The sequence below is a fragment of the Bradyrhizobium sp. 18BD genome (genome assembly GCF_054185225.1).
In genome coordinates, this window is sequence record NZ_JAVAYL010000010.1 from 149,198 (window position 1) to 161,476 (window position 12,279).

Here is a 12,279-nt window from a genome sequence, read left to right on the forward strand (position 1 = left end):
TCTAATTTTACGCGCATGTCTGCATAGCCCAGCACAAAGTCTGCTGATTTTATCGGCAGCTGCGCAAGGCTTCGGCGCGAGGCCCGCAGACGCATGCGGAGTGCTGCATGTGACGTCCAGATGAATGTTTATTGAGCGGCCGCCTGCGTCAATTTGCCAGCCGCGTTCTCGACCACCTCCAGCGCGTCGGGCTTCTGGATCACCGGCGCCGAGGCCAGCCAGCATGAAATTCCCAACGGAGGCGAGGCAACGCGCCCCGCCTCCGCCTTTCTCTATCTTCGCCGCCGGGGCTTAAGCAGCTCGTACTCGATCTCCGCCCGGGTCATCCCGCAGTCCTGCAGCTCTCGTTCGGTCATGGCGGCGAGGTGGCGGCGGTGCCGGAACCGCTCGCGCCTGAAACGAACGATCTCCACCAGCGCCCGGCAGGTCCGCACGACCATAGCCGGCCGTGATGGATGGCAGCGTCCAGCGGAGGCAATCCTGCTCGACCCGCTCAGCTCGCGGCCCTCACCGGCGTTTGCGGAAACGGACCGAGCGCCTTCTCGGTCAACACCGAGTCGCAATACTCGCGGATCTCCTTGATCTTGCCGTTCTCGAACTGGAACACGAGGCAATAGTCATTGTCGTAGCGCACGCCCTCGGGCGTGACGTTGTCGCCCTTGGCTTCGACCACGACGATATCGCCGTCGGCGATGAAGCGCTCGGCGACCGTGCGCGTCCGGTCGCGCAGGCGGGTGCGCACATAGCCGTGCAGATCGTTGAGGATGGCTTCCTTGCCGGTGAAGGTGCGCGACCAGGAATACTGGCCGGTCACGATCCATCTGGCGTCGTCGGCAAGGCTTGCGGTGAACAGGGAGCGGTCGCGCACCGCCGGGTCGGGGCTGGCGGCAGCGGCGAAAATATCCTGCATCAGTTTCTTGTTGGCGCTCGCACTCATGGCGGCATCTCCGTTTGGTGGCAACGCGGAGAACATCGCCGCGAGAGGAGAATTCTTCAAATCGATAGCCAATATGATATCTATTCACCTCATGAATTTGAATTCGCTCGACCTCAATCTACTGACCGCGCTCGACGCGCTGCTGCGCGAGGCCAATGTCAGCCGCGCGGCCATGAGGATCGGCCTGTCGCAACCCGCGACGAGCCACGCACTACAGCGTCTGCGCGACATCTTTGGCGATCCGCTGCTGGTGCGCACCGGCGCGCGGATGGAATTGACGCCGCGGGCACAGGCGCTGCGCGCGCCGCTGGCGCAGGCGCTCGACCAGGTGCGCGGACTGTTCGTGCCTGATGAGTTCGATGCCGCACGCAGCGAGCGGTCATTCCGCCTGATGATGCCGGATCTCGCGGTCGAGCTGTTGATGCCGCCACTGATGGAGAAGGTGACGCGCCTTGCGCCCAACGTCCGCATCGACGTGGTGCCGTGGCGGGGACCTGCGATCTTCCACGCCGAGTTCGCGCGCACCATCGACCTCGTGATCTCGATCGGCAACGCCTTCAAGGGCTTTCACCGCCAGTTGCTCTACACCGACAGCGATGCGCTGGCGGTGCGGCGCGGCCATCCCGCAGGCGCCAAGCTGAAGCGGCGCGAGGCGTTCCTCGCCGCGCGCCATGTCGGGGTCATCATCCGCGGCAACAGCGAGGATCTGATCGACACCTGGTTGCGCACCAAGGGCATCGAACGGCACATTTCGCTGGTGGTGTCGGGCTATCTCGAAGCCCTGCACGTCGCCGCCCGCACCGACCTCGTCGCCTTCGTGCCGCGCCGGCTGATCGCAGCGCTGTCAAGGCAGCTCGGCCTCGTCACGGTGGCGCCGCCGCTCGACCCCGGGATGGACGAGCAGTTCATGTTCCATCCGACGCGGGCGCAGATGGACCCGGGCTCGATCTGGCTCAGGCGGTTGATGCTGGAGACGGGACGAGAGCTAGAGCAAGCCAAGCGCTGAGTAGGATGCGCCCTCAGCAAGTACGGTGTCGTCCCGGACAAGCACAGCGAAGCGGAGCGCCGATCCGGGACCCATAACCACAGGGCGTGGTTTGGCGATGATTCGTGGTTGTCAGCTCGTACCGCAACTTCTCCCTGTGGTTATGGGTCCCGGGTCTGCGCTTACGCTTGCCCGGGACGACACCGAGTTTGTTACGCCTTCTGCGCGTCCATCACCTTGCGCACCGCCGGGCGGTCCGACATGCGCTTGAAATGGTCCGCGATCTTCGGCGTGGCATTGATGTCGACGCTATCGCCCTCGAGCCAGGTCGAGAGCGTGTAGAGATAGGGATCGCAGATCGTGAACTGATCGCCCATCACCCACGGCCCCTTGAACATCTTCTGCTCGATCAGCTTGAAGCAGGCGCCCATGGTCTTCGGAACCATCGCCTTCATGTCGGCGAACGAGCTCTCATCCGCCGCCCAGCGCGCGCCGCGCATCTTGTGGGCGTGATTGATGTGCACGGTCGAGCAGAGATAGGAGTTGAACGACTGCACTTGCGCGAAGTCGAAGGGATCGTCGAGCGGCGCGAGCTTCGCCTTGGGGAGGGTCTGCGCGATATAAGCCAGCATCGCCGGCGTCTCGGTCAGCACGCCGCGGTCGGTCACCAGGGCCGGCACGCGGCCCTTCGGATTGATGGCGAGGTAGTCCGGGCTATTCTGCTGGTTGTCCTTGAAGCTGATCCGTTCGGCCGCGTAGTCGGCGCCGGCCTCTTCCAGGGTGATATAGGTGGCAAGCGCGCAGGTGCCGGTGGCGTAGTAGAGCTTGAGCATGTCGGACCTCATGGGAAAGCTGGAAATTAACGGCTGTCGGCCGCAAGGTCCATAGCACGACTTTCTCTTCGCAGTTGCCCACCGCCGCCCGCCTGTGCCAAGACGCCCGCAACTGGAGGGGTTTTGTCATGACGGTACTCATCGCCGGTGGCGGCATCGGCGGGCTGACGCTTGCGCTCAGCCTGCATGGAATCGGCGTTCCCGTAAAAGTGTTCGAGAGCGTCGCCGAGCTGAGGCCGCTCGGGGTCGGCATTAACGTGCTGCCGCATGCGGTGCGCGAGCTGATCGAGCTCGGGCTGATGGACAAGCTCGATGCCAGCGGCGTGCGGACGCGCGAGCTCGCCTATTTCTCCAAGCACGGCAAGCCGATCTGGAGCGAGCCGCGCGGGCTCGAGGCCGGCTACAAATGGCCGCAGTTCTCGATCCATCGCGGCATGCTGCAGCAGCTCCTGCTCGACACCGCGGTCGAGCGGCTTGGCCGCGACAACATCCTCACCAGCCATCATCTGACCGGCTGGACCGAGACGGCCAGCGGCGTCCGCGCCGACTTCATCGACAAGGCGACCGGCAAGCCTGCCGGGACTCATGAAGGCGCGATCATGGTCGCCGCCGACGGCATCCATTCCGCCGCGCGAGAAAAACTCTATCCCAACGAGGGTCCACCGATCTGGAACGGCCGCATTCTCTGGCGCGGCGTCACACCGTCAAAGGCCTTCCTCAACGGCCGCACCATGATCATGGCCGGCCACGAGATCCTGAAATTCGTCTGCTATCCGATCTCGAAGGAGCCGGATGCCGCAGGCAACCATCTGATCAACTGGGTCGCCGAGCGCCATATGCCGCCGACCTACCAGTGGCGGCGCGAGGACTATAACCGCACCGCGCGGCTGGAAGAATTTCTGCCCTGGTTCGAGAGCTGGCAGTTCGACTGGCTCGACGTGCCCGGCCTGATCAAGAACTGCCCGCACGCCTATGAATATCCGCTGGTCGACCGCGATCCGGTGTCGCAATGGACCTTTGGCAAGGTCTCGCTGATGGGCGACGCCGCGCACCCGATGTACCCGATCGGCTCCAACGGCGCCTCGCAGGCGATCCTCGATGCCCGCACCATCACCCGCGAAATCCTGGCGCACGGCCCGACGCAGGCCGCACTGCTCGCCTATGAGGCCGAGCGGCGGCCTGCGACCACCGACCTCGTTCTGCTCAACCGCAAGAACGGCCCCGAGCAGGTGATGCAGCTCGTCGAGGAGCGCGCGCCCGACGGCTACAACGTGGTCACCGACGTGCTGTCGCAAAAGGAGCTGGAAGACATCGCCGCAAACTACAAGCGCGTTGCGGGTTTCCAGGTGGAGGCGTTGAACGCGAAGCCGCCGATTGTGAGCAAGGACGCCCGCGCGAGTTAGCTGATCAGCGAGCCGCGGCCTCCTTCTTCACCTCGCCCCGCTTGCGGGGAGAGGCATAGGCCGCTTCATGCGGCCGTCCTAAGAACGCCGAAGCTAAGCTTCGGCTATGTTGCATCGAAGATGCAATCCGGGTGAGGGGGTACAGGTCTCACAGCAATCTCATATGCGGAGAGAGGCCCCTCACCCCACCCTCTCCCCGAAAGAACGGGGCGAGGGAGTGAGAGAGCGGCGCCCGCCTCACTTCACCACCCTCGCCGCCTCCAGCAATCGCTCACTCGCGCTTGCCGTCGCCAGCACCGTGCCGTCCTCCGCCATCAGCTTCGCCTCGACAAACGCAATCGTTTTGCCGAGCTGCGTCACCTTCGCCTCGCCGATGATCGGGCCAGGCTTTGCGGGCGCCAGGAAATTCACGGTCATGCTGATCGTCGTCGTGTAGAGCCGGCCCTCGCTCATCACCAGCACGGCGGGACCCATGGTGTCGTCAAGCATGGCGGAGAGCAGGCCGCCCTGGATGAAGCCCGCCGGGTTGCAGAACTCCGGCTTGCCCTCGAAGCCGAGCCTGATCCAACCCTCCTCGGGGCGGGCATCGAGCAGGCGCCATCCCAATAGCTCGGCGCAGGGCGGCCTCTTGAAGTTGTCGAGCGCAGTCTTGACCATGCGAACCTCCGTTTCCGCCGAGACATAGCCGAGGCCTGCTGACAGCCTCATGTCAGCAAGCGATCTGGCAGCAGGAGATCTGGCAGCAGGCGATCCGCCGCAGCGCGACGAGACGGCAGAGGACGAGCGCGCCGCGCGCGGCCCGAGCCTCAGTCGAGCGCGTGCGCGATGACCTTGCGCATGACGTTGGGCAGCGCCTCATCGGCAAGGGTCGCGATCGGCACCCAGCGCATGCCCGCGGGCGCGCGCGTGCGCGCCTCCGCCTTCGCCGTGTAGACCACCAGCTCCAGCGGAAAATGCGTGAAGACGTGGGTGACGACGCCCACCTTGCGCTGCCAGCGCGACAGCCCCTTCAACTCAGGCGCCTGCTGCTTTGCTATCGTGTCCTCTTGCCCGGCGAGCCAGTCCGAGCCCGGCACCTCGGTCATGCCGCCGAGCAGGCCCTTTTCAGCGCGGGAGCGAACCAGCAGCTCGTCGCCGCGTGTGACGACGAAGGCCGCGCCGCGCCGCAGCGTCCCGCTCTTCTTCGGCGCCTTGCGCGGGAACGTCTCTTGCGCGCCTAACGCACGCGCCGTGCAATCCTCGGTGAACGGACACAGCGAGCAGGCCGGCTTCTTCGGCGTGCAGATCGAGGCGCCCAGATCCATCAATGCCTGCGCGCTGTCGCCGGCGCGGGAGTTCGCCAGCAGCGTCGTTGCCAGTTGCTGGATCAGCGGCTTTGCCTGCGGCAGTTCCTCTTCGACGGCAAAGAGCCGCGACACCACCCGCTCGATATTGCCGTCAACCGGCATGGTGTGGCGGTCGAAGGCGATCGCGGCAATTGCCGCCGCCGTGTAGGGCCCGATCCCCGGCAGCGCGCGCAGGGCTTCCTCAGTGTCCGGGAACACACCGCCATGCTCGCGCGTCACCGCGACCGCGCACGCATAGAGATTGCGCGCGCGCGAATAATAGCCGAGCCCGGCCCACATCCGCAGCACGTCATCCTGCGAGGCGCTCCCTAGCGCAGTGACGTCCGGCCAGCGCGCGACGAATTTTTCGAAATAGGGTCCGACCGCCTTGACCGTGGTCTGCTGGAGCATGATCTCCGACAGCCAGACCCGGTAAGGATCCGAGGTCTCGCCCGGCGCCGCGCGCCAAGGCAGCCGCCGGCGGTGACGGTCGTACCAGGCAAGCAGCAAGGTTGGGCGCGAGCCGGCCTCCGCCTGTCTTGGTTCCGATTTCGCCTTCAGCGCGGATTTGGGGCTCATGCCCTCACTGTAACGAGGTCACGCCGATCTCTCCACGTCCTGCCGGCGACGCGCGCGGGCATCCACGTCTTTCTTCACGGATCGCTCGCAGATGGTGAGGCCGGCCGAACACGGTGCTATAAGGCCCCCATGTCCAAATTCGGCCCCGTCTTCAAACCCGGTCCCCTCAGCGCCAAGCCGCTGTCGCTGCTGCTCAACGACGTCTTTGCCGAGGCCTATGCCAAGCAGGGGTTTGCCGCGCGCGAGTTGGTGACGCGGTGGGCGCAGATTGCCGGGCCGGAGATCGCGGCCCATGCCGAGCCGCTGAAGATGCAATGGCCGCGGCCGGTCGAGGGCCAGCCGCAGGAGCCGGCGACCCTGGTGCTGCGCGTCGAGGGGCCGATGGCGCTGGAGATCCAGCACTCGGCCGACGTGATCCTGGAGCGGGTCAACCGCTTCTTCGGCTGGAGCGCGGTCGGCAAGCTCGCCTTCCGCCAGGCCCCCCTGTCGCGGCCCCGGGCCCGGAAGCGGCCCGGCCCGCCGGATCCCAAGAGCGTCGCCAAGGTGGCGGAAAGCCTGGGGGATATCGAAGACGAAGAATTGAAGACGGCGCTGGCCCGGCTCGGAGCCGCCATCAAGCGAAATTGAGCCTCATTTCGCGGCCAATCTCGACCTGCCCCTGTTGCCCGCCATTGCCTCAAACCACGTTTCAAGCTAGCGACAGGCCGCCCGGGAACCTTGATGCCGTCCTCAGGGCGAGACCACGCCAATTCGGGAGCCGACCTTGATCATCACCCGCCGCGCCTTCAATACGATGCTGTCGCTGACCGGGCTTGCCGCGCTCGCCGGGCTCTCGCCGCTGCGGTTCATTTCCGAGGCCATGATCCCCGAAGCAATGGCTCAGACCGCCGCCGAGGTCGCCAAGCCCGTGTCGCTGCCCGACATGGCCCTCGGCCCGGCAGATGCCGCTGTGACCATCACCGAATTCGCCTCGATGACCTGCCCGCACTGCGCGGCGTTCAACGAGCAGGTGTTCCCGAAGATCAAGAAGGACTACATCGACACCGGCAAGATCCGTTACATCTTCCGTGAGTTCCCGCTCGACATCAAAGCCGCCGCAGGCTCGATGCTGTCGCGCTGCATCGCCAATGGCGACGCGCCGAAATACTTCGCCGTCACCGACATGCTGTTCCGTCAGCAGAACGACTGGGTGATGAAGAACACGACCGAGACTCTGACGCGGATCGGCAAGCAGGCCGGCCTGACCCAGCAGCAGGTCGAGGCCTGCCTGAAGGACCAGGCCCTGCTCGACAAGATCGCCGCCGACCAGAAATACGCCAGCGACATTCTCAAGGTCGATTCCACGCCGACCTTCTTCATCAATGGCGAGAAGATCAAGGGCGAGACCTCGTACGAGGAGTTCGCCAAGAAGATCAATTCGCTGCTGAAGAGCTGATTCTTCGCCCATCACGCCTGATTCGCATCTCGAAAGCCGTATCTTTCCCGTCATAAATCCCTTGGGAAAAGCGGCTTTCGCCGGTTGCCCTCGCGGCGCACCGCGGCCATTGTCCGCCGCATGAGGCGCCCCGCGCGACTCGCCCGGATAGCGGCATTGCCTTCCATGGTATTGTCCCGGCAGGGGATTCGCGCCTGCCAATAGAGATGCGTGCTTATGAAAATCACCCGCCTGCGCCTTCACGGCTTCAAGTCCTTCGTTGAGCCCACGGACTTCGTCATCGAGCCCGGCCTGACCGGCGTGGTCGGCCCCAACGGCTGCGGCAAGTCGAATCTCGTCGAAGCGCTGCGCTGGGCGATGGGTGAAACCTCGTACAAATCGCTGCGCGCTGCCGACATGGACGCGGTGATCTTCGCCGGCTCCGGCAACCGCCCCGCGCGCAACCACGCCGAAGTGACGATGACGATCGACAATGCCGATCGCACTGCGCCTGCGGCGATGAACGACAGTCAGCTTCTCGAAATCTCCCGCCGCATCGAGCGCGAAGCGGGCTCGGTCTATCGCATCAACGGCCGCGACGTGCGCGCGCGTGACGTGCAGATCCTGTTCGCCGACGCCGCCACCGGCGCGCGCTCGCCCGCGCTCGTCCACCAGGGCAAGATCGGCGAGATCATTCAGGCCAAGCCCGAGCAGCGCCGCCGCGTGCTGGAAGACGCCGCCGGCGTCGCCGGTCTGCATGCCCGCCGCCACGAGGCCGAGCTGCGCCTGAAGGCGGCTGAAACCAACCTCACCCGCGTCGAGGACGTGATCGGCCAGCTCTCCGGCCAGATGGAAGGCCTGAAGAAGCAGGCCCGCCAGGCGGTGCGCTATCGCGAAGTCGCGGCCAAGGTCCGCAAAGCCGAGGCCACGCTGTTCCATCTGCGCTGGATCGGCGCGCATGCCGACGTCAACGAATCCGGCCAGACCCACGATCTCGCCGTGCGCGAGATGGCCGAGCGCACCCAGCACCAGGCCGAAGCTGCCCGCATCCAGGCGATCCGTGCCGCCGAAATGCCGGCGCTGCGCGATGCTGAAGCGCGCGCCGCCGCCGGCCTGCAGCGCCTGACCAATGCCCGCGAATTGCTCGACCGCGAGGAAGAGCGCGCCAAGGAGCGCGTCGCCGAGCTCGAGCGCCGCCTCGCCCAGTTCGAAGGCGACATCTCGCGCGCCCAGCAGCAGACCATGGACGCCGACGTCGCGCTGCAGCGGCTCGACACCGAAGACGCCGAGCTGAAGGAAGAGATCAAGTCGCGCGTCGAGAAGCGCTCCGGCGTCGACGAGCGCGTCGGCGAAGCCGAGGCGGTGCTGACCGAAACCGAGCAGCAGTTCGCCGAGCTCACCACCGCGCTCGCCGACCTCACCGCCAAGCGCAACCAGCTCGAAGCCAACGTCCGCACCCACCGCGACAAGCTGGCCCGGCTCGACCAGGAGATCGCGAACGTCACCGCGGAAGAGCAGAAGCTCGCAGCCGAGACCGGCGGCTTCGGCGATCTCGACGAGCTGACCGCGATGGTGGAGACCGCCGAGCAGACGCTGGCCGCCTCCGAAGCCGCCGCGCAGGCGAGCGAAGCCGCCCATGTCGCCGCCCGCCAGACGCTGGAATCCTCGCGCTCGCCGCTGGTCGAAGCCGACAAGCGCGTGCAGCGGCTCGACACCGAGGCGCGCACGATCTCCAAGATCGTCAACGGCGAGACCAAGAATCTGTGGCCGCCGATCATCGACGGCATCACCGTCGACAAGGGTTTTGAAAAGGCGATCGGCGCCGCGCTCGGCGACGATCTCGACGCGCCCGTCGATCCCTCGGCGCCGATGCGCTGGACCAATGCCGGCGCGGTCACCGACGGCGATCCGGAACTGCCCGAAGGCGCCGTGCCGCTCTCCAACCACGTGCAGGCCCCGGCCGAGCTGACGCGCCGCCTGGCGCAGATCGGCGTGGTGCCGCGCGAACGCGGTGCCGAGCTGGTTTCGCAGCTCAAGACCGGCCAGCGGCTGGTCTCGCCCGAAGGCGACGTCTGGCGCTGGGACGGCTTTGTCGCCGCGGCCCACGCCCCGACCGGCGCCGCACGGCGCCTCGCCGAGCGCGCCCGTCTCGTCGACATCGAGAACGAGCTGGAGCAGGCCCGCATCGACGCGCAGATCAAGCGTCAGGCGCTTGAGAATGCCGAATCCGAGCTGCAGATGGCCGCCAGCACCGAAGGCGCCAGCCGCGAAGCCTGGCGCGCCGCGCAGCGCGAGCTCAACACCGCGCGCGAGCGCCATGCCACCGCCGAGCGCGAGATCAGCCGCCACGCCGCACGCAAAGCGACGCTGTCGGAAGCGCACAGCCGTCTCGCCGCCGACCGCGCCGAGGCCGAGGCCGCCTACGAATACGCCGAGGCCGGCATCAGCGAGCTGCCGTCGAGCGAGGACACCGAGACCCGTCTCGCCGCGGTCCGCAGCGACATCGAAAACCATCGCCGCATGGCCGCGCAGGTCCGCGCCGAGGCACAGGCACTGGCGCGCGAGGCCGAGCTTGCCGACCGCCGCGTGCAGGCGATCCTCGCCGAGCGCACCGAGTGGCAGAACCGCAAGGAAAGCGCGGCCTCCCACATCGACACCATCCAGACCCGCATCACCGAGGTCTCGATCGAGCGCAGCGATCTCGAGAACGCGCCCGCCGTGTTCGCCGAGAAGCGCAGCGCGCTGATCACCGAGATCGAGTACGCCGAGAACGACCGCCGCATGGCCGCCGACGCGCTCGCCACCGCTGAGACCGCGATGGCCGAGACCGATCGCGTCGCCAAGCTGACGCTCGAAGCCCTCTCCAGCTCGCGCGAGGCCACGGCCCGCGCCGAAGAGCGCATGGAAAGCGCGCGGCGCCGGCTCGAGGACATCGAGCGCGAGATCCGCGACATGCTCGAAGTCGAGCCGCAGGCGGTTGCCGGGCTCGCCGAGATCGAGCCCGGCGCCGAGTTGCCGCCGCTGCACGACATCGAGGAAGACCTCGAAAAGATGCGCCGCGACCGCGAGCGCCTGGGCGCAGTGAACCTGCGCGCCGAGGAAGAGCTGCGCGAGGTCGAGACCCAGCACACGGGTCTCGTCACCGAGCGCGACGACCTGGTCGAGGCCATCAAACGGCTGCGCCAGGGCATCCAGAGCCTCAACAAGGAAGCGCGCGAGCGTCTCCTGACCTCGTTCGAGATCGTCAACAACCACTTCAAGCGCCTGTTCGTCGAGCTGTTCGGCGGCGGCGAAGCCGCGCTGCACCTGATCGAGAGCGACGATCCGCTCGAAGCCGGTCTCGAAATCATCGCCAAGCCGCCGGGCAAGAAGCCGCAGACCTTGTCGCTGCTCTCGGGCGGTGAGCAGGCGCTGACCGCGATGGCGCTGATCTTCGCGGTGTTCTTGACCAACCCCTCGCCGATCTGCGTGCTGGACGAAGTCGACGCGCCGCTCGACGACCACAACGTCGAACGGTACTGCAACCTCTTGCACGAAATGACCGGCTCGACCGATACGCGCTTCATCATCATCACGCACAATCCGATCACGATGGCGCGGATGAACCGGCTGTTCGGCGTCACCATGGCCGAGCGCGGCGTCTCCCAGCTCGTGTCCGTGAGCCTGGCCGAGGCCGTGGACATTCTCGACCAGAACGTGGCGTGACCCGGCTGGGCCAGGAATGACGGTGGGCGGACATGATCTCGCCCACGCTCCCTCCTGAACTCAAGGCCGCCCTCGACGGCAAGCTGCAGGGCTTTTCGCGCACTGACGCTGCACAGCGCTCGCAGAAAATCTCGACCACCTATCGCGCCGGCGGCGGCTCCGGCACGATCAAGTCGGAGGCCGATGCGCTCGCCTACGCGCTGGCGCGCATGCCGGCGACCTACGCGGCCGTGGCTGCAAGCCTGAATGCGCTGACAGAGATCGCACCAGGCCTTGCCCCGGCGACATTGCTCGACGTCGGCGCAGGTCCCGGCACCGCGAGCTGGGCCGCCGCAGAAGCCTTCCCATCCCTGCAGGATTTCACGCTGCTCGATGCCAACGCCACGCTCAGCCGGCTCGCGCTCGAACTGGCGCGCGACAGCACGCGTCTGGCGGAGTGCCGCTATCTGCCGGGCGATGCCGGCGGCAATCTCGCCGAGGTCCCGCAGGCCGATCTCGTCATCGCCAGCTACATCATCGGCGAGATCAGTGAGGCCGATCAGCGCAAGCTCACGGAGGCGATGTGGGCGAAAGCGCGCCACGCGCTGGTCGTGATCGAGCCCGGCACGCCGGCCGGCTATGCCCGCATCCTCGCGCTGCGCCAGCAGCTGATCGCGGCCGGCGCGTTCGTCGCCGCGCCCTGCCCGCACGAAAAGCCCTGCCCGCTCGCCGCGCCCGACTGGTGCCACTTCTCCCAGCGCCTGCCGCGCTCGCAGGCGCACCGCCAGATCAAGGGCGCCGACGTGCCGTTCGAGGACGAGCGCTTCATCTACGTCGCCCTGACCCGCACGCCGCCCGCAAGCCGCGCCGCGCGCGTGCTGGCGCCGCCGGATGTCGGCAAGGCCGAGATCACAGCCAAGCTCTGCACTGTGGGCGGCGTGGTGGTCGCCAAGGTCCCGCGACGCGACAAGCCCGCCTACGCAAGCGCCCGTCGCTGGCGCTGGGGCGATGCCGTGATTGCCGAAAGTTAACCTCGTTCAGGGCTTTCGCCTTGAACTTGGATGGTTCCCGATCCGACCAAGTCTTACCTTCCCTCTGCGCCGGAGCTCTCGCCCTGCG

11 protein-coding genes are annotated in these 12,279 nt (G+C 66.7%); 6 read left to right on the top strand and 5 right to left on the bottom strand.

The features are described from left to right. Window positions 1-272: 272 nt before the first annotated feature. Both RAD16_RS19635 and RAD16_RS19640 read right to left on the bottom strand, forming a co-directional pair. On the bottom strand, window positions 273-440 hold the full coding sequence (locus RAD16_RS19635) for a DUF1127 domain-containing protein (RefSeq protein WP_458159546.1): 168 nt from the start codon (window positions 438-440) through the stop codon (window positions 273-275). Between the two features lie 53 nt (window positions 441-493). Beyond that, entirely contained in the window at window positions 494-937 is a 444-nt protein-coding gene (locus RAD16_RS19640) for a nuclear transport factor 2 family protein (protein ID WP_458159547.1), read from the bottom strand. Window positions 938-1,028: 91 nt separating this feature from the next. Between RAD16_RS19640 and RAD16_RS19645 the strand changes: the two genes are divergently transcribed. Further along, window positions 1,029-1,943 (top strand): LysR family transcriptional regulator, encoded by a 915-nt coding sequence (locus tag RAD16_RS19645; RefSeq protein WP_458159548.1) that lies wholly within the window; start codon window positions 1,029-1,031, stop codon window positions 1,941-1,943. A 191-nt stretch (window positions 1,944-2,134) separates the two neighbouring features. On the opposite strand, the gene RAD16_RS19650 is transcribed toward RAD16_RS19645, so the two are convergent. Next, window positions 2,135-2,755, bottom strand: a complete 621-nt coding sequence (locus RAD16_RS19650) for a glutathione S-transferase family protein (RefSeq protein WP_458159549.1) — start codon at window positions 2,753-2,755, stop codon at window positions 2,135-2,137. A gap of 128 nt (window positions 2,756-2,883) precedes the next feature. On the opposite strand from RAD16_RS19650, the gene RAD16_RS19655 reads away from it, so the two are divergent. Next, window positions 2,884-4,158, top strand: a complete 1,275-nt coding sequence (locus RAD16_RS19655) for a flavin-dependent oxidoreductase (RefSeq protein ID WP_458159550.1) — start codon at window positions 2,884-2,886, stop codon at window positions 4,156-4,158. A 237-nt stretch (window positions 4,159-4,395) separates the two neighbouring features. On the opposite strand, the gene RAD16_RS19660 is transcribed toward RAD16_RS19655, so the two are convergent. Together RAD16_RS19660 and mutY are read right to left on the bottom strand one after the other, a co-directional pair. After that, window positions 4,396-4,815: a PaaI family thioesterase gene (locus tag RAD16_RS19660; RefSeq protein ID WP_458159551.1), complete on the bottom strand. Its 420-nt coding sequence runs from the start codon at window positions 4,813-4,815 to the stop codon at window positions 4,396-4,398. Between the two features lie 149 nt (window positions 4,816-4,964). Next, on the bottom strand, window positions 4,965-6,062 hold the full coding sequence (mutY, locus tag RAD16_RS19665) for an A/G-specific adenine glycosylase (protein WP_458159552.1): 1,098 nt from the start codon (window positions 6,060-6,062) through the stop codon (window positions 4,965-4,967). A 129-nt stretch (window positions 6,063-6,191) separates the two neighbouring features. On the opposite strand from mutY, the gene RAD16_RS19670 reads away from it, so the two are divergent. From RAD16_RS19670 to RAD16_RS19685, 4 genes are all read left to right on the top strand, one after another. Continuing rightward, window positions 6,192-6,689, top strand: a complete 498-nt coding sequence (locus RAD16_RS19670; protein WP_458159553.1) for a DUF721 domain-containing protein — start codon at window positions 6,192-6,194, stop codon at window positions 6,687-6,689. A gap of 136 nt (window positions 6,690-6,825) precedes the next feature. Then, window positions 6,826-7,497, top strand: coding sequence for a DsbA family protein (locus RAD16_RS19675; protein ID WP_458159554.1), 672 nt, complete (start codon window positions 6,826-6,828; stop codon window positions 7,495-7,497). 216 nt (window positions 7,498-7,713) lie between these two features. After that, window positions 7,714-11,181: a chromosome segregation protein SMC gene (gene smc, locus RAD16_RS19680; protein WP_458159555.1), complete on the top strand. Its 3,468-nt coding sequence runs from the start codon at window positions 7,714-7,716 to the stop codon at window positions 11,179-11,181. Window positions 11,182-11,213: 32 nt separating this feature from the next. Continuing rightward, complete coding sequence (locus RAD16_RS19685) at window positions 11,214-12,191, top strand: small ribosomal subunit Rsm22 family protein (RefSeq protein ID WP_458159556.1); 978 nt, start codon at window positions 11,214-11,216, stop codon at window positions 12,189-12,191. The last annotated feature ends 88 nt before the right edge of the window (window positions 12,192-12,279 follow it).

Excerpts from the sequence above, each read along its gene's own strand:
- RAD16_RS19635 (WP_458159546.1), bottom strand. The coding sequence starts at position 440 with ATGGTCGTGCGGACCTGCCGGGCGCTGGTGGAGATCGTTCGTTTCAGG.
- RAD16_RS19640 (WP_458159547.1), bottom strand. The coding sequence starts at position 937 with ATGAGTGCGAGCGCCAACAAGAAACTGATGCAGGATATTTTCGCCGCT.
- RAD16_RS19645 (WP_458159548.1), top strand. The coding sequence starts at position 1,029 with ATGAATTTGAATTCGCTCGACCTCAATCTACTGACCGCGCTCGACGCG.
- RAD16_RS19650 (WP_458159549.1), bottom strand. The coding sequence starts at position 2,755 with ATGCTCAAGCTCTACTACGCCACCGGCACCTGCGCGCTTGCCACCTAT.
- RAD16_RS19655 (WP_458159550.1), top strand. The coding sequence starts at position 2,884 with ATGACGGTACTCATCGCCGGTGGCGGCATCGGCGGGCTGACGCTTGCG.
- RAD16_RS19660 (WP_458159551.1), bottom strand. The coding sequence starts at position 4,815 with ATGGTCAAGACTGCGCTCGACAACTTCAAGAGGCCGCCCTGCGCCGAG.
- mutY (WP_458159552.1), bottom strand. The coding sequence starts at position 6,062 with ATGAGCCCCAAATCCGCGCTGAAGGCGAAATCGGAACCAAGACAGGCG.
- RAD16_RS19670 (WP_458159553.1), top strand. The coding sequence starts at position 6,192 with ATGTCCAAATTCGGCCCCGTCTTCAAACCCGGTCCCCTCAGCGCCAAG.
- smc (WP_458159555.1), top strand. The coding sequence starts at position 7,714 with ATGAAAATCACCCGCCTGCGCCTTCACGGCTTCAAGTCCTTCGTTGAG.
- RAD16_RS19685 (WP_458159556.1), top strand. The coding sequence starts at position 11,214 with ATGATCTCGCCCACGCTCCCTCCTGAACTCAAGGCCGCCCTCGACGGC.